General features: G+C 60.9%; 18 protein-coding genes. 11 read left to right on the forward strand and 7 right to left on the reverse strand.

Going from position 1 to position 20,096, the window contains the following annotated elements:
- Positions 1–49: 49 nt before the first annotated feature.
- The 3 genes from gor to rpiA all read right to left on the reverse strand — a co-directional run bounded on the left by gor (position 50) and on the right by rpiA (position 2,855).
- Entirely contained in the window at positions 50–1,435 is a 1,386-nt protein-coding gene (gene gor, locus PR018_RS07690; protein WP_142822938.1) for a glutathione-disulfide reductase, read from the reverse strand.
- Positions 1,436–1,555: 120 nt separating this feature from the next.
- Complete coding sequence (locus tag PR018_RS07695) at positions 1,556–2,143, reverse strand: DUF2059 domain-containing protein (protein ID WP_142822940.1); 588 nt, start codon at positions 2,141–2,143, stop codon at positions 1,556–1,558.
- A 4-nt stretch (positions 2,144–2,147) separates the two neighbouring features.
- A complete protein-coding gene (gene rpiA, locus PR018_RS07700) occupies positions 2,148–2,855 on the reverse strand; it encodes a ribose-5-phosphate isomerase RpiA (protein WP_142822942.1) in 708 nt (235 codons plus the stop codon).
- Between the two features lie 210 nt (positions 2,856–3,065).
- On the opposite strand from rpiA, the gene PR018_RS07705 reads away from it, so the two are divergent.
- Positions 3,066–3,743 carry an HAD family hydrolase gene (locus PR018_RS07705; RefSeq protein WP_224127700.1) on the forward strand — a complete coding sequence of 226 codons (678 nt, stop codon included), beginning with the start codon at positions 3,066–3,068 and terminating at the stop codon, positions 3,741–3,743.
- A gap of 69 nt (positions 3,744–3,812) precedes the next feature.
- On the opposite strand, the gene PR018_RS07710 is transcribed toward PR018_RS07705, so the two are convergent.
- Positions 3,813–5,717: a L,D-transpeptidase family protein gene (locus tag PR018_RS07710; protein ID WP_458575414.1), complete on the reverse strand. Its 1,905-nt coding sequence runs from the start codon at positions 5,715–5,717 to the stop codon at positions 3,813–3,815.
- A gap of 416 nt (positions 5,718–6,133) precedes the next feature.
- Here PR018_RS07710 and fumC point away from each other — a divergent pair, with 416 nt between their 5' ends.
- Positions 6,134–7,525: a class II fumarate hydratase gene (gene fumC / locus PR018_RS07715; protein WP_142822946.1), complete on the forward strand. Its 1,392-nt coding sequence runs from the start codon at positions 6,134–6,136 to the stop codon at positions 7,523–7,525.
- A 269-nt stretch (positions 7,526–7,794) separates the two neighbouring features.
- Positions 7,795–8,859 carry a GGDEF domain-containing protein gene (locus PR018_RS07720; protein ID WP_142822948.1) on the forward strand — a complete coding sequence of 355 codons (1,065 nt, stop codon included), beginning with the start codon at positions 7,795–7,797 and terminating at the stop codon, positions 8,857–8,859.
- Positions 8,860–8,878: 19 nt separating this feature from the next.
- Here the strand turns inward: PR018_RS07720 and PR018_RS07725 are convergent, their stop codons facing one another.
- Both PR018_RS07725 and PR018_RS07730 read right to left on the reverse strand, forming a co-directional pair.
- On the reverse strand, positions 8,879–10,069 hold the full coding sequence (locus tag PR018_RS07725) for a low temperature requirement protein A (protein WP_142822950.1): 1,191 nt from the start codon (positions 10,067–10,069) through the stop codon (positions 8,879–8,881).
- A gap of 23 nt (positions 10,070–10,092) precedes the next feature.
- Complete coding sequence (locus PR018_RS07730; protein ID WP_142822952.1) at positions 10,093–10,464, reverse strand: gamma-butyrobetaine hydroxylase family protein; 372 nt, start codon at positions 10,462–10,464, stop codon at positions 10,093–10,095.
- Positions 10,465–10,573: 109 nt separating this feature from the next.
- Between PR018_RS07730 and moaA the strand changes: the two genes are divergently transcribed.
- The 5 genes from moaA (at position 10,574) to mobB (ending at position 14,498) form a co-directional block, all read left to right on the forward strand.
- Positions 10,574–11,647 carry a GTP 3',8-cyclase MoaA gene (gene moaA, locus PR018_RS07735; RefSeq protein ID WP_263431690.1) on the forward strand — a complete coding sequence of 358 codons (1,074 nt, stop codon included), beginning with the start codon at positions 10,574–10,576 and terminating at the stop codon, positions 11,645–11,647.
- 180 nt (positions 11,648–11,827) lie between these two features.
- Positions 11,828–12,223, forward strand: coding sequence for a hypothetical protein (locus PR018_RS07740; RefSeq protein ID WP_142822956.1), 396 nt, complete (start codon positions 11,828–11,830; stop codon positions 12,221–12,223).
- A 177-nt stretch (positions 12,224–12,400) separates the two neighbouring features.
- A complete protein-coding gene (locus tag PR018_RS07745; RefSeq protein ID WP_142822958.1) occupies positions 12,401–13,312 on the forward strand; it encodes a DMT family transporter in 912 nt (303 codons plus the stop codon).
- A gap of 17 nt (positions 13,313–13,329) precedes the next feature.
- Complete coding sequence (gene mobA / locus PR018_RS07750) at positions 13,330–13,962, forward strand: molybdenum cofactor guanylyltransferase MobA (protein ID WP_142822960.1); 633 nt, start codon at positions 13,330–13,332, stop codon at positions 13,960–13,962.
- Positions 13,959–14,498 (forward strand): molybdopterin-guanine dinucleotide biosynthesis protein B, encoded by a 540-nt coding sequence (mobB, locus tag PR018_RS07755; RefSeq protein WP_142822962.1) that lies wholly within the window; start codon positions 13,959–13,961, stop codon positions 14,496–14,498. Before mobA ends, mobB begins: the two co-directional genes overlap by 4 nt.
- A gap of 320 nt (positions 14,499–14,818) precedes the next feature.
- On the opposite strand, the gene PR018_RS07760 is transcribed toward mobB, so the two are convergent.
- On the reverse strand, positions 14,819–17,062 hold the full coding sequence (locus tag PR018_RS07760; protein ID WP_142829160.1) for an OmpA family protein: 2,244 nt from the start codon (positions 17,060–17,062) through the stop codon (positions 14,819–14,821).
- A gap of 382 nt (positions 17,063–17,444) precedes the next feature.
- On the opposite strand from PR018_RS07760, the gene PR018_RS07765 reads away from it, so the two are divergent.
- The 3 genes from PR018_RS07765 to PR018_RS07775 all read left to right on the forward strand — a co-directional run bounded on the left by PR018_RS07765 (position 17,445) and on the right by PR018_RS07775 (position 19,977).
- Positions 17,445–18,227: an ABC transporter substrate-binding protein gene (locus PR018_RS07765; RefSeq protein WP_142822966.1), complete on the forward strand. Its 783-nt coding sequence runs from the start codon at positions 17,445–17,447 to the stop codon at positions 18,225–18,227.
- Between the two features lie 119 nt (positions 18,228–18,346).
- The gene (locus tag PR018_RS07770) at positions 18,347–19,150 is read left to right on the forward strand and encodes an ABC transporter permease (RefSeq protein WP_142822968.1); all 804 of its coding nucleotides are present in this window, start codon (positions 18,347–18,349) and stop codon (positions 19,148–19,150) included.
- Positions 19,147–19,977 (forward strand): ABC transporter permease, encoded by an 831-nt coding sequence (locus PR018_RS07775; RefSeq protein WP_142822970.1) that lies wholly within the window; start codon positions 19,147–19,149, stop codon positions 19,975–19,977. The genes PR018_RS07770 and PR018_RS07775 overlap by 4 nt, the downstream gene beginning before the upstream one ends.
- Positions 19,978–20,096 lie beyond the last annotated feature (119 nt).

The following is a 20,096-nucleotide window of genomic DNA, read 5'->3' on the forward strand; positions in this document are numbered from 1 at the left end:
TAAACTGGAGGCGAGCGCGAGATAGCGCGCTCGCCTCCATTAATCTTGATCAGACGCGCGCGCCATTCTTGATCAGATAGCTCGGCGTATACATGGTCACCAGCTCTTCTGAAGCCGTAGGGTGGACGGCCATGGTGCGATCGAAATCGTCCTTGGTGCAGCCGGCCTTCAATGTGATGCCGAGCAGCTGCGCCATCTCGCCGGCATCGTGGCCGAGAATGTGGGCGCCGACCACCTTGCGGTCGGCCGCATTGACGATCAGCTTCATGATGCTCTTTTCGGCCCGCCCCGATAGCGTCGCCTTCATCGGCCGGAACTGGGCGCGATAGACTTCAAGCGCCTCGTATTTTTTAGCGGCCTCCTCCTCGCTCAGGCCGACGGTGCCGATTTCCGGCTGCGAGAACACGGCGGTGGCGATCAGCTGGTGATCCGGCTTGGTGGGATTGTTCTTGTATTCGGTCTCGATGAAGCACATCGCCTCGTGAATGGCGACCGGCGTCAGCTGTACCCGATCGGTGACGTCGCCGAGTGCAAAGATGTTGGGCACCGAGGTGCGCGAGTATTCGTCGACGACGATGGCGCCACGACCGTCGACCTTGACGCCGGCGGCCTCCAGCCCGAGCCCCTTGGTATGGGGATCGCGACCGAGCGCCAGCATGACCGTGTCGACCGTCAGCGTATCGCCCTGCTTTGTGCGGGCCTGCAGGCCCTCCGCCGTCTTGGTAACTTCCTCGATGACGTCATGGCAGCGGATCTTGATGCCCTTGGCGACCATTGCCTCATGCAGGCCCTGGCGCATGTCGTTATCGAACCGCGACAGGATCTCGGCACCGCGATAGATGAGCGTGGTATCGACGCCGAGGCCATGGAAGATATTGGCGAATTCGACGGCGATGTAACCGCCGCCGGCAATCAGGATAGACTTCGGCAGCGTCTTCAGGTCGAAGGCCTCGTTCGAGGAGATGCAGAACTCGTGGCCCGGAAGCGACTGGTGCGCATTCGGCATTCCGCCTACGGCGATGACGATGCGTTCAGCAGTCACCGTCTGGCCGGTCTTGACGAGGCGCACAGTATGGGCATCGACGAGCTCGGCGCGGCTGTCGTATATCTCGGCCTTGGCATTATCGAGGCCCTTGCGGTAGAGGCCTTCGAGGCGGGTGATTTCCCGGTCCTTGGCCTCGACCAGCTTGCTCCAGTCGAAAGTGCTCTTGCCGACAGTCCAGCCGAACCCTTCCGCATCCTCGAAATGCTCGTGGAACTGCGAGGCATAGACGAACAGCTTTTTGGGAACGCAACCACGGATGACGCAGGTGCCGCCATACCGGAATTCCTCGGCAATCCCGACTTTCTTGCCGAGCGACGCCGCCACGCGGGCGCTGCGCACGCCGCCGGAGCCTCCACCGATGACGAAGAGATCAAAATCGAATGACGGCATGGGAGCTCCTGGAATTTCTATGCCGGCGAGCCGGCTGGATCGATGCTGATATAGGAATACCGGCGATAAAAAGAAAAGCCCGGATGAACCGGGCTTTGGAATAGCAGATATGCGAAGCGATTAGGGCTTCGGAGCAGGTGCCGGCTTTGCAGCAGGTGCCTTGGCAGCCGGTGCCGGTGCGGCGTCGGCAACTGGCGGAGCCGGCGGAACCTTGACGATCTTCTCGAGTGCCTTGTTGCTCTGGTTGGCGAGGTCACGCGAAATGCCCTGTCCCCAGATGTCGGCAGCCTTGTAGAGTTCGCGGGTGGCGATCGGGCCATCCTTCAGGAGCTTCTTGCCCGCTTCCGAATTGTAGAAGTCGGCCATTGCCTTCAGTTCTTCGGTCGTGAACGACTTGGCATAGGTTGCAGCCGCTTCCTTCTCGAGGTCGGCGCGGCGGGCAGCAAGCGCAAGCGCCTGCTGGTCGACGGTCGAGCTGATGGCTTCCTGGAAATTCGGGTTGGCCTGGATCATCGTGCTTTTCAGCTGCTCGGCCAGCGTCGGCAGAATGGAATCGAACTGATTGGTGATGCCGAGCGCGTTAATCGCGGCACGGGCAGCCTTCATCTGTTCTTCGGAGATTTCCTGCGCGCTGACTGAACCGAACGCCATGCCGGAAAGAAGAACGGTTGCAGCGGCCAGGCGGCCGAAACCCGCTATTTTGATCATGTGTTCAATCTCCTGTATGATGCGCGTGAAGCGTGTGCGCGCCTGCCGGGCCGGCAATGACCGCAAGCGTCGCCAAGTTGATAAAGAGCCCGTGTTCGACAACGCCGGGTATGGAATGAAGTGCGGCTGATAGCGCCTCTGCATCAGCAATGCGGCCAAAAGATGCATCGAGGATGTAGTGCCCGCCATCGGTCGTGAAAGTCTGGTCGCCTGCTTGGCGCAATGCCAGGGCGCCGGATAACCCAAGTCTGGCCGCAGCCTTTTCGATCATCATCCGCGTTGCCGTCAGCCCGAAGATGTTGACCTCGATGGGCAATGGAAATGCACCCAGGGTTTCGACAAGCTTGCTCTCGTCGGCAATGACGATCATCCGGCCGGATGCGGCAGCGACGATCTTCTCGCGTAGCAGCGCGCCGCCACCGCCCTTGATCAGTCGCAAGCTGTGGTCGAGTTCATCGGCGCCGTCGATGGTCAGGTCCAGTTCCGGGCGCTCGTCCAGTGATTTGAGCGGCACGCCCAGCTCCATGCAGAGCCGCGCCGTGCGCTCGGATGTCGGAATGCCTTCGATCCGCAATCCGTCGGCGACCTTTTCGGCAAGCAGCCTGACGAATTCTTCAGCGGTGGTGCCGGTGCCGATGCCAAGCCGCATGCCGCTCTCGACATAATCGAGAGCCACTGCCGCAGCCTTGATCTTCATTTCGCGGGCGTCCATGCGCCACGTGCTCCCACCGTTTCGATGGAGTGCTGTTTACACGGCCCGCTTGGCAAACGGAAGCCAAAATTCGGCGGTGCGAAAGAATTGCGGCGGCATTCCGAGAGGCGCGCAAGAGGCCGGCGGAGATCGTCGGCGTTGCATTGGCAGACGCGATCTTTTACTGGAAAGGCTCATTTTTCCCTCCCCGTTAGCCAAGGCGGTCTGCCCGTGAAAACTCCCACTGTAGTCTTCGATCTCGATGGAACGTTGGTCGATACCGCGCCAGATCTCGTCGCCAGCGTAAACCACACGATTGCCGCCCTCGACCTCAAGCCGGTCGGCTTTGACGACCTCACCTATCTGGTCGGCCACGGCGCGAGGACGATGATCCAAAGGGCCTGCAAGCTCGGCGGTTACGATCTCGAGGAAAAGGACATGCCGCCTCTGATGGAGCGCTTCATTGACTTCTACGGCAAGACCATGCCGGGCGACAGCAAGCCTTATCCCGGTCTCGTCGCCGCCTTGGACCGCCTCAGGGCCGAAGGCTTCGCGCTTGCTGTCTGCACCAACAAGATAGAGGCGCTGGCTGTAACCCTGCTCCAGAAGCTGCAGCTCGACCACTACTTCGCAACCATCGTTGGCGGCGATACCTTCCCTGTCCGCAAGCCTGACGGCCAGCATATCCTCGGCACCATCGACAAGGCCGGCGGCGATGCGACGCGGGCGATCATGGTCGGCGACAGCATCAACGACATCCTCGCCGCCCGCAACGCCGCCGTCCCGTCGATCGCCGTGCCCTTCGGCTACTCCGACGTGGAGATTGCAAGCCTGTCGCCGGACCACATCATCCAGCATTACGACGAGCTGACGCCCGAACTGGTCACAAGGCTGCTCGCAACGCGCTGAGGCATATCTCCGAAACGAAACAGGCGACCCGAGGGCCGCCTGTCGAAAGTCATTGTCAGAGGGAGGCGATCAGATCTGCGCTTCGCGGACCTTGGTCGTCGTAGCGAACGCCTTCATCGTGTAGGTGTCGCGATCGTAGACATCGTCGAAGTAGCGAACGACGCCATCCTTGTCCGGCCACGCCGTGAAGTAGGCGATGTAGACCGGGAAGCGCTGCGGCACGGGCACGGCCTTGTTCTCGCCGGTGGCGATCTGCTTGGCGACATCGGCAACAGTCGTGTTCAGCACTGCCGCTGCCATGGCGCGCGGATCGGCCAGGCGGACACAGCCGTGGCTGAGGGCGCGCATGTCCTTCTTGAAGAAGCTCTTCGACGGCGTGTCATGCATGTAGATCGCATGGCTGTTCGGGAACAGGATCTTCAGTTCGCCCAGCGCATTGTCGCTGCTCGGCGGCTGACGCACGGCGATATTGGTGGTCGATCCGTACCAGTCGACGCTGGACGAAGGAACGGCGCGACCGTTGACCTCGACCTGATAGCCGGTCTTGTCGAGATAGTTCGGATCGGCCCTGAGCTTCGGCAGCATCTCGTTGACGATGATCGACTGCGGCACGCCCCAGTAGGGGTTGAACTCGACGGTCTGGATCTGGTTCTCGAAGAAGTTCGTCTGGTGCCCCTTGGCGCCGACGACGACGCGCATCGACAACGCTTCTTTGTTGTCGTTGTAGTAGTAGACCATGAAGGCCGGCTGGTTGATGAAGACGTAGCGCGGACCGAGCTGGTCAGGCAGCCAGCGCAGCTGTTCCATGGCGATGGTCAGCTTCTGCAGCTTGGCATCGCTGTTTTCACCGACGATCGCACGAACGGTAGACTGGCCGATGACGCCATCGGCCGTCAGACCTTTTTCCTTCTGGAAGGCTTCGACAAGCGAGACCAGTTCCGGCGTGTACAACGGCGTCTGCTGATAGGACGAGAACACGTCGGCATGAGATGTCGTCAGCGCATCGGAACCCTTGAGCTGGATGCCCTTGACGATGTTGGCGATCTGCGGCGAGGTATCGCCGGGCTTGATGATGCCGGTGAGGGTAATCGCGACGCGGTTGGCATCGTTGGTAGTCTCGGCCTTCAACCGGGCATATTCAGCCTTCAGGGCATCGAACTGCGGGTTCTGCGGGCTGCGGCTGTTGAGATAGGCGGTGACATCAGGGCTGAGCGACAGGTTGCCCAGCACGGGCATCAGGTTGACGTCCTTGCGCTTGAAGTCGTGATAGCCGGACAGCTTGTTCGGATCGATGCGGCCGCGCTGGTTGTCCTGCACGAAGGCGAGAACCTTGGCCGACAAAGCCAGTTCGAACTGTGTCAGGGCCCGGTCACGGTCGGCAGGATTGACGCTGCCCTCGTCGATGACGGGAACGGCAACCTTGTAGTCGTCGGGATCGAGACCGATGAGATCGGCCTGCGCCAGCACAGCCATGGCGGCCTTGGCCTTCTCGGACACCGCATTATCGGCAACCCAGACCATCGGCTTCTTGCTGTCGGCGTAATAATCTTCCAGAGCCTTGGCGACATCGTTGGTCGCCGACACCCGGGCTTCGGTGAGATAACGACGCTGGGCGCTGGACGGGTCGACTGCGACAGGAGCGGCAGACACATCGGCGACGGCACCGGTGACTACCGGATCCGCGAATTTGCTCGTTGCGACAAGGCGCATCGGCTCGGGCTTGTAGGTGTAGTAGGTCGGCGAGCTGACCTTCGGAGCCGGGCCACCACCACCCGCACCTTCTCTCGGGACGGGAGCAATCGGCATGCTCGGAGGCAGGATCTGATTGCTGTCAACCTGCTGCTGCGACCGACCCTTGCCGCCACGAATGAAATCCATCAGCGTCATGGCATGCGCAGACGTGCCAACGATCGTCAGGCCACAGGATAGTGCCAGGACGGATGCTGCTGCTTTCGTCAGAAATGTCGTTCTCAATTCAGTCCCCTGTCATGGGTGTGTCGGACAGCCCGAGCTCATGTCAAATAATTCAGCGATACTAGAAGATCGGGCGGTGAATTGGAAGAAAACCACCCGGTCGGAACGACGCACGAATACTTGCTTTTCGCATGGGATTCGGCCGCGTCGAACGCTCAGAAGTTCACACAAAATTATGAAATTATTGGTTAATTTTTTGTGGAATTTTGCGTTGCAATTGAGGCGTAAAAATCGGCCGAAAAACATTGGCAATGCGCGTGATATAAATAGCACGGGAATTTGCGGCCTGGAAAGATCGAGTCGACGCAACTTTCAGGAGACTTCTCTTTGCTGTTTTCTTACCGGCGGATCGGCCTTATAACAACGCGGATTTTCGAACGGAGCGGCAGCTCCACGGTCCCACGAAAGGCAGCAGAATGACTTCCACCCGTAAGGAAACCGACACGTTTGGCGCGATCGACGTTGCCAGCGACCGGTACTGGGGCGCACAGGCGCAGCGCTCGCTCGGCAACTTCAAGATTGGCTGGGAAAAGCAGCCGATGTCGATCGTCCGCGCGCTGGGCATCGTCAAGCAGGCAGCCGCCCGCGCCAATATGGAGCTCGGCGGGCTCGACGCCGATCTCGGTAAAGTGATCGTCGCCGCCGCTCAGGAAGTGATCGACGGCAAGCTCGATGCGCATTTCCCGCTGGTCGTCTGGCAGACCGGCTCCGGCACCCAGTCGAACATGAATGCCAACGAAGTGGTTTCCAACCGGGCAATCGAAATGCTCGGCGGCGTCATGGGCTCGAAGAAGCCGGTGCATCCGAACGATCACGTCAACATGAGCCAGTCGTCCAACGACACCTACCCGACGGCGATGCATGTCGCCTGCGCCGAGCAGATCGTCCACCACCTGCTGCCGGGCCTGCGCCACCTGCACGAGGCGCTCGAAGCCAAGGTCAAGGCTTTCGCCCACATCATCAAGATCGGCCGCACCCACACGCAGGATGCCACCCCGCTGACGCTCGGCCAGGAATTCTCCGGCTATGCAGCCCAGGTCGGCTCGGCCATCAAGCGTATCGAACTGACGCTGCCCGGTCTCTATGAACTCGCCCAGGGCGGCACGGCCGTCGGCACCGGCCTCAATGCACCCATCGGCTTTGCCGAGAAAGTTGCCGAAGAGATCGCAGCGATCACCGGCCTGCCCTTCGTCACGGCCCCCAACAAGTTCGAGGCGCTGGCCGCCCACGATGCCATGGTCTTTGCCCACGGCGCCATCGCTGCTGCTGCTGCCGCCCTGTTCAAGATCGCCAACGACATCCGCTTCCTCGGCTCCGGCCCACGCGCCGGTCTGGGCGAACTGTCGCTGCCCGAAAACGAACCGGGCTCGTCGATCATGCCGGGCAAGGTCAATCCGACCCAGTCGGAAGCCCTGACCCAGGTCTGCGCCCATATCTTCGGCAACAATGCCGCAATCACCTTTGCCGGCAGCCAGGGTCATTTCGAGCTCAATGTCTACAATCCGATGATGGCCTACAACTTCCTGCAGTCGGTGCAGCTGCTCGGAGACGCCGCCGTCTCCTTCACCGACAATTGCGTCGTCGGCATCGAGGCCCGCGAGGACAACATCCGCAAGGGCGTCGAGAACTCGCTGATGCTGGTCACCGCGCTGAACGGCCGCCTCGGCTACGACGCCTGCGCCAAGATCGCCAAGACGGCCCACAAGAACGGCACCACGCTGCGCGAGGAAGCCGTTGGCGGCGGATACCTCAGCAACGAGGAGTTCGACGCACTGGTTCGGCCAGAAAACATGATCGGCCCGAAGTAACATTCGAGCCTTGCATCCCGGCTTCGGCCGGGATGCGCAACGCAACCAAAACATTTAATTAGACATATATAATATTAACTTCTGGTAGACATTTCTCGCCGACAAGAACAAAAACTGCAACCACACTTCCGATAATTACAATTATATTCAATAGCTTAACAGTATTCGCAGGATTTCATTACTAATTTCCAGCAAGGTTACCCTTAATCTTTTCAAAAGAAATTTAGGCTACATAAACCATAGTCATTTAAATCCTTAGGAGTTCGCCAATGAGCACGGTGATTGCGTCCAGGTCGCAAATTCCCGACGTGGCAGGACAGATCATCTATGCTATGCGAGCCATGGGCGTTGCTCCGATCCCGCGCAATTACGAGCTTTTCTACGAAGCCTATATTGGCTCCAACCCTGCCCTCACCCGCGACCTTGCAGCGCTTGGCAGCAACGCCACGCAGGAAGAGATCGACCTTCTCGGCAGCCAGTATTTTTCCCATTCCACGCGGATCTACGACGACGCCCATTCGCGGATCATAAACGAGCTGGACGGCGTGCTGCGCGCCCTGAAGCAGGAACAGACATCGCTTTCCAGCTACAACAAGCTACTCGGCGAAACCTTCGTCCGCATTACCTCGAAGACCGCCAACAGCGCCGACCTGCTGCGCAATGCGATCGACATGCTGACCGAAGCCACCGGCGATACCATGGCGCGCGGCGAAAAGACGGTTGAGGATGTTGCCCAGCGCTCGCAGGAGATGGACCAGGTTCGCAAGGAACTCGACGAATACAAGCGCATCGCCAACACCGATTCCCTGACGCGCCTCTCCAACCGCCGGGCCTTCGATGACCGCCTCGCATCGGTGTTCGACAATCCGATGGCGAAGTCCGTCACGGCGCTGGTGCTATGCGACATCGACAATTTCAAGAAGGTCAACGACAGCTTTGGCCACCCCGTCGGCGACAAGATCCTCGCGACAGTCGCGTCAGTAATCCGCGCCAACGTTCGCCGTGACGTCTTCGTTGCGCGCACCGGCGGCGAAGAATTCGCCCTGATCATCGATGGCAATACGGCTGACGAGGTGATGGCGATCTGCGAGCGGATCCGCCGCACTCTCGAATCGACCCCCTTCCGCAATTCGCGCACCCGCGTCGACTACGGGCCGATCACCATGTCGCTTGGCGTCTGCATGGCGTCGGAAGCGAAGGATCCGGGCGAACTCTACAGCAACACCGATATCGCGCTCTATCAGGCCAAAAATTCCGGACGCAACTGCACGTCGCAATATCAGAGCGGCATGCAGAAGGATTTCAGCAAGAGCTGGCTGATCTACAAGAACTGAGCCCCGATACCGAAGCGGGTCAGCGCTGCCGCAAGGTCTGTGAACTGTGCCGCAGCGACACAAATTCCCACAGCGCCACTCCGACCAGAATGCCGGTCGCAAGGATTGCTAGGTCAAACCTGTCGACCCGCGACGCGAGCATCATCGACAGCAACAGAACAGCAATACCAACAAGATGCGACAGCGGCGGACGGTTGCCGGTGGTCGCCTTGAACCAGAGATTACCGCATAGGAAAATCAGCGGGCCACCGAGGATAGCGCCGGCAACGCCAAGGTCCGCCACATCGTCCGGATGCGTCAGGGCGAGCTTGTTGGCGACCACGGTGACGATGATGCCGGCAAGGATAGGGATATGCGCGTAGGTGAACGCCTGCCTCGCGAGACTGCCGGGCAACTCGGCATGCTCGATCCGATGGGCAGCACGCTCGTGGCCGAACTGGAAGTAGATCCACCACATCGCCACCGTGCCGGCGAAAACGCAAACGAGCATCATCATGCTCTGCGGCACGAGCGGCATCTCGGAGAAGGTCTCCCCGGCCTCGAGAATGGCCTCGCCGAGGCAGATGATGATGAACAGCGCGCAGCGTTCCGCCAGGTGTGCGCCCGAGACGTTCCAGTCCGCAGGCGTCGAGCGCCCGAGGCCCGGCACAATGAAACCGGCAGCCGGTGCTGCATATTCGATCGCCAGTGCTACCAGCCAGCACACCAGCCGTACCTCTCCCTCCTCCAGGCCACCGGCTATCCAGAAGACGCCGGACAACATCAGCCAGACGGTGATGCGCAGGAAATTGCGGTGATTGGAGGGGGCGGCGTGGCGCAGCGCGTAGACCGCGAACAGCGAGCGCCCTACCTGCATGAACACGAATGCGCCGGCAAACATCAGGCCCTTCTCGCCGAACGCCTCGGGGATCGATGCAGAGAGAATCAAGCCGGCGAGCATCAGCACGAACAGCATCACCCGCACCGGCTGCCGGTCCGGATCGAGCCAGTTGGTGACCCAGGTGGTGAATATCCACACCCACCAGACGGCCAGCGTCAGCAGCAGCGCCTGAAGTACGCCGAGCGCGGTGAAATGCTCGTAAAGCGCATGGGCAAGCTGAGATATCGAGAACACAAACACGAGGTCGAAAAACAACTCGACGAACGAGACCCGGTGCTCGTTCCGGCTCCCCTTCTGACGTAACCATCCATCCGCTTTACGACCGGTCATACTCTATCCCCCACCTGATGTTCTCAGCGCTGGCCGACCCTGTCGCGGCTTAGGCCTTTTTCGGCCAGTTCGCTCTCGTAGGCTGCCATCAGCGCCGGCCCATTCTCACCCAGCTCTCGCAGATAGGTCCAAGTGAAAATGCCGGTGTCGTGAAGGTCGTCGAAGCGGATGCGGACCGCATAATTTCCGGTTGGCGTAATCGTCATGATGCCGACATCGCGCTTGCCGGCAACGGTCACCTTCTGGCCGGGTCCGTGCCCCTGAACCTCGGCAGACGGGGATGTCACCCGCATCAGTTCGGCCGGAATGTCGAAACTGGCGCCATCGTTGAAAGTCACCAGCAATCGTTGCCGATCCTTCGATACCCGCAACTCGGTCGGCCAAATCCCGCTCATACTGCGCCCCACTCTTTGCTACAACCGCAGGACTAGGCTGCGGCCGCACCGCGCGCAAGACTCTTTTCTCGAGCATTTGCCTTGACGCAACAAGCCAGTCGTCCCAGTTATGCCCAATCACGGAGATATATTTGTGAACAGCATCGTCGGCGCTATCGCCAGCGCCTCTCCACTTTCGGCAAGCCCTTCCTCAATGATCGACCCCTTCGGTCGGATGGTCAGTTATCTGCGCGTTTCCGTGACGGACCGCTGCGACTTCCGCTGCACCTATTGCATGGCGGAAAACATGACATTCCTGCCGAAGAAGGACCTTCTGACGCTGGAAGAGCTGGACCGGCTCTGTTCGGCATTCATCGCCAAGGGCGTGCGCAAGATCCGGCTCACCGGCGGCGAACCACTCGTCCGCAAGAACATCATGCAGCTGATCCGCAGCCTCGGCGACAAGGTCAAGTCCGGCGCCCTCGAGGAGCTGACGCTGACCACCAACGGCTCGCAGCTCGCCCGTTTCGCAGACGAGCTTTACGCCTGCGGCGTGCGCCGCATCAACGTTTCGCTCGACACGCTGGATGCCGACAAGTTCAAGGAAATCACTCGCTGGGGCGATATCGCCCGGGTGATGGAAGGCATCGATGCCGCCCTTGCCGCCGGCCTCACGATCAAGCTCAATGCAGTCGCGCTGAAAGGCTTCAACGAAACGGAAATTCCCGACCTGCTGCGGTTTGCCCATGCACGCGGCATGGACCTCACCGTCATCGAGACGATGCCGATGGGCGAGATCGAGGAAGACCGCACCGATCGGTATCTTCCTTTATCCAAGGTGAAGTCGGATCTGGAAAAGCAGTTTACCCTGACCGATATCGGCTACCGCACCGGCGGCCCCGCCCGCTACGTGACCGTCGAGGAAACCGGCGGCCGGCTGGGCTTCATCACCCCGCTCACGCATAATTTCTGCGAAAGCTGCAACCGCGTCCGCCTGACCTGTACCGGTACGCTCTACATGTGTCTCGGCCAGAACGACGCCGCAGACCTGCGCGCCGCCCTTCGCGCCACCCCCGACGACGAACTCCTCAGCATGGCAATCGACGAGGCCATCCGCCGCAAGCCGAAAGGCCACGACTTCATCATCGACCGCACCCACAACCGCCCCGCCGTCGCCCGCCACATGAGCGTCACCGGCGGGTGACATATAGGTTCGAAGCGAGTGACATACAGAGTACAAGGCGGTCGAAACTTTGACGTGGTGATCGTCTGCATAGGCCCGTTGGTCGATGCGACCCAGCATAAACTGCGGCGCCAGGCAAAACAGCTTATCCTTCACGTAGGGTGGACTATCCAACTCGATCCATAAACACGAGACGATGAGATGGAACGAGAAATAATCGACGACTTCAGAGTGATCTTGCTAAAAGCGCGAGAGCATGATGGCGAAGCCTGGGAGATGGTGGTCGGAGAGTTGCAGCTGCAATTTGGCGAGGCCTGCCTCTGGGTGCTGATAGATGAACCTGAACAGGCTGCCACTGCCTTGCGTAGCATCAGGGAAATCGTCGCCTTCTACATGCAGAAGTGGAAAAGCGTAACGTTCACCGTCACCTTCCAAGTTATCGAAGGGGATGAAAAGCTCTTCCTCGAGCTACTGGAGGGCGGAGAAATTATCGATGATCGCCACCTGAGCACCATCGGTAAAACCTTCGATCGCGCTCGCCTTTCTCCCACTGACATATTTCTGACCGAGCGTACCCGTCGACTTAAAGAAGGATAACCACAAGAGAAGCAGCGGGCCGCACGACTGGCTGCCGACATGAGTTAATTCCGCACACCGTGTCTCAGGGCCTCATACCGCATCGCACAAACGATTTTGCCGATAACCTGTCCGTCACAGATTCCCAATCGCCGCTTTCCCGCGTAGACACTGCCACGCAAACCGGTGGAAGTGACGATGGCTCGATCGAAGAATACGGAAGGTGCGCTTTACATGGCCGCGGCCATGGCGGCCTTTTCCTGCAGTGATGCCCTGTCGAAATCGGTCATCTCGGTCATGAATGCCGGCGAGATCATGTTGCTGCGCGGCCTCCTCACCAGCGTCATCGTCTACCTGATCGCCAGACACCTGGGTGCGCTGCGTTCGTTCAAGGTCATTGCCCAGCCGATGATCCTGCTGCGCGTGGTCTGCGAGGCGCTGGCGGCCGCTACCTACATCTCCGCGCTCGGCATGATGCCGATTGCCAATGCCTCGGCGATCATCCAGGCCTTGCCGCTGGCCGTGACGCTCGGCGCCGCATTGTTCCTGAAAGAGCCCGTCGGCTGGCGGCGCTGGTCGGCAATCACGGTCGGATTTCTCGGCGTGCTGGTCATCGTCCGTCCCGGGCCGGAGGGGTTCACGCCGGCAGCGTTGATCGTCATCGCCAGCGTCTTCATCACCGCCGCCCGCGATCTCGCCACCCGTTGCGTCGACAAGCAGGTGCCGTCGCTGATGGTGACCGTCTGCACGGCCATCGGCGTGTCGCTGATCGGCGGCATCCTCGTCGTGCCGCTGGGCGGCTGGCATAGCCCAGGCCCGGTCGCGCTGATGCATCTGGCGCTGGCGTCGGTGATGGTGCTTGCCGGCTACCAGACGGCGATCCTTGCGATGCGCACAGGAGACATCGCCGTCGTCGCACCGATGCGCTATCTCAGCCTGATTTTCGCAGCCCTGCTCGGCATGATATTCTTCGGCGAGATGCCTGATCTGTGGACGGCGGTCGGCGCGGCCATTGTCATCGCCTCCGGCCTCTATACCTTCTACCGCGAGAGCCGGCGCAAACACGCCAGCCAGCTGGCACAAAGATCGGATCCGCGCGTTCCCGTCTGACAGAGGAACAAGACACGATGGTGTTCGCGATAGAAAAGCTGCCCTGCGTCATCCTTGCGGGCGGCCGCTCGACCAGGATGGGAAGCAACAAGGCATTGGCGACCGTCGGCGGCGTGCCGCTTATTGCGCACATCGTTGCCCGCATGACCCCGCAGTCGAGCGAGGTCGCCGTCAACGCGCCGCTGGACTTCGAAGGCGGCGACGGCCTGCGCCGGGTGCCCGACACCCTCCCCGGACAACTGGGCCCGCTCGCTGGCGTTCTGACGGCCATGCGCGATACAAAGGCGAACCATCCCGCCGCCAGCCATGTCCTGACCGTGCCGACCGATGGCCCGTTCCTGCCGACAGACCTGATGGCACGGCTCGCCGATGCCCGCCACGACGGCGAGACCATTGCCATCGCCTCGTCGAGCGGCGAGCAGCACCCCATCGTCGCCCTCTGGCCGGTGTCGCTGGCCGACGAGCTCGAAAGCTGGATACTGACGGATGGAAAGCGGCGAGTGCGCGACTTCCAGCGGCGCTATCCGCTGGCTGAAGTGATCTTTCCGCTGATCCAGACGGAAAACGGCACTATCGATCCCTTCCTCAACGTCAACACGCCAGAGGAACTCGCCGCCGCCGAGCTCTGGCTCCAGGCCCTGCACCGATGACACCGCCGAAGACTTTTGGCATTGCCGGCTGGAAGAACTCCGGCAAGACCGGGCTCGCGGTTCGCCTCGTCACCGAGTTCACCCGGCGTGGCTACCGGATCTCGACGATCAAGCACGCCCACCACGACTTCGACATCGACAAGGTCGGCGCCGATAGCTTCCGTCACCGCGAGGCTGGAGCCCATGAGGTGGCGCTGGTGTCAGGCACGCGCTACGCCATCATGCACGAGATGCGCGGTGCGCCGGAGCCTGGCTTCGACGAGATCCTCGCCCGCCTCGCCCCGTGCGATCTGGTCCTTGTCGAGGGTTACAAGCGCGAGCCGATCCCCAAGATCGAAGCCCGGCGGTCGGCATCGGCCAACCGCGAACCCCTGGCACCGCAGGACCCACATATCGTCGCAATCGCCGCAGATCACGAGGTTTCAGCTGACGACGCAGCCGTTAACGGCGGATTGCCCGTGTTCGACCTCGACGACACAATGGCCATCGCCGACTTCATCGTCACGACCGTCGGCCTCGAAAAGCCGAGCCCATAAAAAAAGCCGCCGGATTTCTCCGGCGGCGCAGACTGATGACAAAGCTATGATCTAATAACTCTGCAGGTTACTCGGGAAATTCAGCCGGTTGTCAAACTCCCCTCACCCTCGCCCTTGTGGCGGGGATCCAGTCAGCTCAAGTCTTTGAGCTGAAAGAGTCTTTTGACCCGACAGACGTTGTGTCGCTGGATCCCCGACACAAGGGCGAGAATGAGGGAGAGTAAGGTATCGCTCTCGTCAAACACGCTTCTTCAGGGTTTGTCAGCAGTCTGAGCCGCCGGATTTCTCCGGCGGCTTATTTTCTTCATCAGGAGAGGTGGTTACCGGACGGCAACAGGGCGAACCAGCGCCGTGACGCGGCGGATGGTGACGCGGCGGTTTTCCTGCTCCGGTCCCGGTGTGTTAATCTTCAGGTACTGCTCGCCATAGCCTTGCGTCGCAAGGTTTTCCGGCGGGATGCGGTAGACGTCGGTTAGCACGTTTGCGACAGATTCAGCGCGCTGGTCGGAAAGGATCAGGTTGCTCTGAGGTGTGCCCACGGCATCCGTATGACCCTCGATCAGGAAGGTCTCAGTCGGATCCTTCTTGACGATACTGCCGATGGCCTCGGCAATCCCGCGCAACGTCTTTGCCTGCTCCATCGGGATTTCGGCACTGCCCGTCGCAAAGGTGATCGTATCGAGGTCGATACGCCGTACCTTATCGCGAATACGAGCCGAGTAGCGAACCTCGTTCAGCGAGTAGACACGCTCGACCGGCTCGACAGGAGGCTTGCGCAGGAAGTCGTAGTAATCCTGGTCCTGATCGGCACTGGTATCGATGATATACTGGTTGAGCGGAATGCGCAGGCGCATCGGCGGCAGTTCATCACCTGGATCGCGGTAATAGTCGTCCTGATCCGGCGAATTCTCCAGCTCGGGCGAATAGAACAGCACATATTCTCGGCCGCGTGCATCGATGCGCGAGCGCTGGATGATATCGCCATAGCGATTGCGCACGGTTACGATGCGGTCGCCGTCGGGACGGTCGATCGTCTCGCGGTAACGGTCGCGGGGCAGCTGCTCGTAGACCGGGCGTTCCCCATCGCGCACGAAGCGCTGCGTGTCGTCATGCCGCACGAACACGTTGTCGCCGAAGTTGACGATGACGCGGTTGTCCTGGCGGTCGTCGATGCGCACGCCCTGGGGCGAGACATAATCCGGCTGCCTGTCCATGCGACGACCCTGCTCGCTGGTGACGGCTTCCATCTTCACCGGTGGCGCCTGGTTGCCGCCGGCTGCGCGTTGCGCGTCGGCATCGGATGTCGGCGCACGGACGTTGGCAGGTGCAGGCGGAGCCGGCTGCCCCGGTGCGGCCGCTGCCGGCTGGCCGGGAGCCGGGGGCTGGCCGGGAGCGCCCGGTTGACCTACGCCCGGCTGGCCACGGTGGCCACGACGCGCGGCATCCTTGTCGCTGTCGAGGACGGCAGTGCCGTTCTGGACGGGCAGGATGACCGGACCGCTGCCTGCGCCGGCCGCAGCCGGGTTCTCGGCGATCTTCTGGCGACGCTGCAGTTCGGCTGGCGAAACCTGCTCCCCGGCAGTGCTTGGCGCTGCTGGTGCTACGGCTGCCGGTGCGGCACCGTTGGCCGCAGGGGCAGCGGCTGCTCCGGGTGCCGGCTTGCCAGGGGCAACCGGTTCGGTGCCGGGGGCGACCTGGCGCTGGCCGGCTGCTGCGGGTGGCTGTTCGGCGGCAGGCTTGGCAGGCGCAACGCCTTCAGCGGCCGGTGCCGGAGGCTTCTCGGCGTTCGGGGCGACCTTTTCGGCCGGCATGACGGGCTTTACGGGCTTCTCACCCGGCGTTGCAGGCGCCGGCGCTGCCCCACCATTGGCCTCTGCAGGCTTCTGGTGCTTGCCGGCTGGCGGCGGTGCAGGCGCTGCCGGCTCTGCTGCGGGGGCTTCGGCTGCCTTGGAGCGAACAGCAGGCGCTTCGGCCGCAGGCTTCCTGGTTTCGGGCTGTGCCTCTGGCTCGGCTGCCGCAGGCTTCTCGGCCTTCGGAGGCTTCGGCGCTTCCAGTTCCTGTACCTTCGGCTTTGCAGGGGCAGCTTCCGGCTCGGCAGGCTTTTCGGCCTTCGGCGGCTTCGGTGCTTCCATTTCGACGGGCTTTTCAGCCTTCGGGGGCTTCGGCGCTTCCGGTTCAGCCGGCTTCTCAGCCTTCGGCTCTACCGGCTTCTCGGCCTTCGGCTCTGGAGGCTTCTCAGCCTTGGGCTCTACCGGCTTCTCGGCTCTGGGCTCTGCGGGCTTTTCAGCCTTGGGCGCTTCGGGCTCACCATGCTTTTCGGCCTTCGGCGGCTCCTTGCCGGGCTCCTCAGCGCCGGGCTTCTTTTTCTTCTTGGGGTCCTGCTCGTCTTCCGCAGGCTCGGCTGTCGCCTGCGCTACCTCGAACGATGCAGCATTGTCCGCTTGCCGGACAGTGGTGTTGACGGTGCCGCCGACCAGCATCGCGGCGTGCACCGGCTGCAGCATCAGCGACAGGGACAGCAGCGGAAAGGCGGCACTGGCGAACAATCTTGATCTGGTACCCACGGAATTTCCTCTTCGTTTCTTGTCGTTCTGGTCTTGTCGTTATGGCGAACCGAATTTCTCGATCCGGCCGCCCTCGGGTGTCTTGTTCCGATACATTCGGGCCAATTTGCGGTCGGGCGCATCCAAAGGGTATCGGCCTTCATTTTGTTCCGCTTTTCTAAAGTCCGTGAAATGAATCCCCGATGAATGTTGCGTGCAGCCACCGTTCACATGGCCTCCGGGCGCGGAAACTGTGCACTGCATCATCGACAGATGATTCCGGTTGCAATTCTCTCGAAAAGAGGAAAATTATCTCCGCAAGGCGGTCCTCGCGATTTCCGCCCCATTCAAACCGCGCGCGGAAAACAAGAACACCCCGCGGTCACCAACAGAGAGGATCCACATGCGCAACTCAACCCGTCTCTTCGCCGCAGCGTCGCTCGCAGCGATGTCGCTCTTTTCCGGCGTGGCCATGGCCGACGGCGACACGCTGACCATCGGCACCGATGCGACCTACCCGCCCTTCGAATCGCTGGATTCAGCCGGCAAGTTCCAGGGCTTCGACATCGACATCGCCAACGCTCTTTGCGACCAGATGAAAGTCAAGTGCACGATCGTCAACCAGGATTTCGACGGCATCATTCCTGCCCTGCAGGCGAAGAAGTTCGACATGATCGTCTCCTCCATGTCGATCACGCCTGAGCGCTTGAAGTCGATCGACTTCACCAACAAGATCTACAACACCCCACCTGCCATTGCTGTGCCGAAGGATTCCAAGGTCACGGAAGCGACCGACGCCGGCCTCAAGGGCAAAACCATCGGCGCCCAGTCGTCGACGACCCACGCCAACTATGCGACGGCCCACCTGAAGGATGCCGAACTGAAGCTCTATCCGACCGCTGACGAGTACAAGCTCGACATGACGAACGGCCGTATCGATGCCGTCATCGATGACGTCGTCGTCCTGTCGGAATGGGTCAAGTCGGATGCCGGCAGCTGCTGCAAGATGCTCGGCACCCTGCCGATCGATCCGGTTATCAACGGCGAAGGCGCCGGCATTGGCGTTCGCAAGGGCGACGATGCGCTGAAGACCAAGCTCAACACCGCGCTTGCCGCCATCCGCGCCGACGGCACTTACAAGAAGATCCAGGACAAGTATTTCGACTTCGACGTTTACGGAAAGTAATCGCCGGGTTTAGATGCGATGCAAAATACTGGCGGCGGGAGGCTTGCTCTTCCGCCGTTTTTATTTGAGAACTGTCGGTAATAGTAAGCGACGAAACAGTCGCGAGGGGAAATAAAGGCATGAGCGGAGCGTTTTCCGCCCTCGGATCCCTGTGGGATCGGATGAGCACTATCTTCGATCCTTTATGCGGGCCGGTCGGCCTTTTCAGTCTGTTCGGTTCGGGAACGGTCATCGCCTGCGGCGATACAGGCTGGGGCGACGAGATTGCCCTCGGCATGAAGGTCACCATCGTCGTCGCGCTGTCCACCCTGCCGGTCGGCCTTGCCATCGGCTTCCTCGTGGCGCTCGGCCAGCAGTCGGAAGAAAAGTCCGTACGGCTGGCGGCCAGCATCTACACGACGATCTTCCGCGGTCTTCCCGAACTGCTAACGCTGTTCATCGTCTATTACGGCATCCAGATCGCCCTCCAGAGCCTGCTTGCCTCTCTCGGCTACGAGGGACGCGTCGAGATCAATGCCTTCGTGGCCGGCATGCTGGCTCTCTCGGTGGTGTTTTCCGCCTATTGCGCCGAAGTCCTGCTATCGGCATTCCGCGCCATCCCCAAAGGCCAGTACGAGGCTGGCGATTCGCTGGGCCTCGGGCGATTTCGCACCATGCAGCTGATCGTCCTGCCGCAGCTGATCCGTATCGCCCTGCCCGGCCTCGGGAACCTCTGGATGAACCTCCTGAAGGACACCTCCTACGTCTCGATCATCGGCCTGACCGACATCCTGCGCCAGACCGGCATCGCGGTGCGCGTCACCAAGGATGCCTTCGGCTTCTACCTGCTTGCCTGCGGCCTCTATCTGTTCCTCGCCATTGTCTCATCAGTCGGCCTCGGCTTTATCGACCGGTGGACCAAGCGCTCGGAGGCATCGCGATGAGCTATTCGAAGGCCCTTATCCCGCCACGCGCGCCGCCACCAGAGGCCATGACCCGGATGCGACCGGCCCGGATGACAGGCTACATCGTCGTGACCCTCTGGGCTCTCCTCGGTGTTGCCCTGCTGGCGATGATGATTACCAACTGGGACAACGAGAAATTCTTCAAATACGGACCGCGCTTCGTGCATGGCCTGATAACGACGCTCGAGCTGGTGGCCTTCTCGATCGTCTTCGGCGCGGTGCTTTCAGTACCGCTGGCCTTTGCCCGCATGTCGAAGAACCGGCTGTTCAGCGGCTTTGCCTATGTCTACGTCTACGTCTTTCGTGGAACGCCGATCCTCGCCCAGCTTTTCCTGATCTACTACGGCCTCGGCAGCTTTCGGCCCGAATGGCAGTCGGTCGGCCTCTGGTGGTTCTTTCGCGAGGCCTGGTATTGCGGGCTGCTGTCGCTGACACTGAACACCGCTGCCTACCAGACGGAAATCCTGCGTGGCGCCATCATCAGCGTCTCCAAGGGCCAGCACGAGGCAGCCTCGTCGCTCGGCATCCCCAAGCTGGTAGCCTTCTTCAAGATCATCCTGCCGCAGGCACTGATCGTCGCGCTTCGCCCCTACGGCAACGAAATCATCCTGATGGTAAAGGGCTCGGCGGTCGTTGCCATCATCACCGTCTTCGACCTCATGGGTGAAACGCGCTACGCCTTCTCGCAAACCTACGATTACCAGAGCTACCTCTGGGCGGCGATCTTCTACCTCAGCATCGTCGAAATCCTGCGTCATTTCCTGGAATGGACAGAACGCCGGCTGACACGGCACCTCGTCCGGTAAGGGCGAGGGTCAGATCAATTGGCAGCACTCCCCTCAGAGAACTGCTAACCTGTTGATTATCATCACAAAATTGTCACGAAAAGTCATTTTCGAAAGCTTCGGTTAAGCATCCCGTGTTT

Origin of the sequence: Rhizobium rhododendri (genome assembly GCF_007000325.2) — a bacterium.
Lineage (GTDB): Bacteria > Pseudomonadota > Alphaproteobacteria > Rhizobiales > Rhizobiaceae > Rhizobium > Rhizobium rhododendri.

Excerpts from the sequence above, each read along its gene's own strand:
- gor (WP_142822938.1), bottom strand. The coding sequence starts at position 1,435 with ATGCCGTCATTCGATTTTGATCTCTTCGTCATCGGTGGAGGCTCCGGC.
- PR018_RS07695 (WP_142822940.1), bottom strand. The coding sequence starts at position 2,143 with ATGATCAAAATAGCGGGTTTCGGCCGCCTGGCCGCTGCAACCGTTCTT.
- rpiA (WP_142822942.1), bottom strand. The coding sequence starts at position 2,855 with ATGGACGCCCGCGAAATGAAGATCAAGGCTGCGGCAGTGGCTCTCGAT.
- fumC (WP_142822946.1), top strand. The coding sequence starts at position 6,134 with ATGACTTCCACCCGTAAGGAAACCGACACGTTTGGCGCGATCGACGTT.
- PR018_RS07720 (WP_142822948.1), top strand. The coding sequence starts at position 7,795 with ATGAGCACGGTGATTGCGTCCAGGTCGCAAATTCCCGACGTGGCAGGA.
- PR018_RS07725 (WP_142822950.1), bottom strand. The coding sequence starts at position 10,069 with ATGACCGGTCGTAAAGCGGATGGATGGTTACGTCAGAAGGGGAGCCGG.
- PR018_RS07730 (WP_142822952.1), bottom strand. The coding sequence starts at position 10,464 with ATGAGCGGGATTTGGCCGACCGAGTTGCGGGTATCGAAGGATCGGCAA.
- moaA (WP_263431690.1), top strand. The coding sequence starts at position 10,574 with ATGCCCAATCACGGAGATATATTTGTGAACAGCATCGTCGGCGCTATC.
- PR018_RS07740 (WP_142822956.1), top strand. The coding sequence starts at position 11,828 with ATGGAACGAGAAATAATCGACGACTTCAGAGTGATCTTGCTAAAAGCG.
- PR018_RS07745 (WP_142822958.1), top strand. The coding sequence starts at position 12,401 with ATGGCTCGATCGAAGAATACGGAAGGTGCGCTTTACATGGCCGCGGCC.
- mobA (WP_142822960.1), top strand. The coding sequence starts at position 13,330 with ATGGTGTTCGCGATAGAAAAGCTGCCCTGCGTCATCCTTGCGGGCGGC.
- mobB (WP_142822962.1), top strand. The coding sequence starts at position 13,959 with ATGACACCGCCGAAGACTTTTGGCATTGCCGGCTGGAAGAACTCCGGC.
- PR018_RS07765 (WP_142822966.1), top strand. The coding sequence starts at position 17,445 with ATGCGCAACTCAACCCGTCTCTTCGCCGCAGCGTCGCTCGCAGCGATG.
- PR018_RS07770 (WP_142822968.1), top strand. The coding sequence starts at position 18,347 with ATGAGCGGAGCGTTTTCCGCCCTCGGATCCCTGTGGGATCGGATGAGC.
- PR018_RS07775 (WP_142822970.1), top strand. The coding sequence starts at position 19,147 with ATGAGCTATTCGAAGGCCCTTATCCCGCCACGCGCGCCGCCACCAGAG.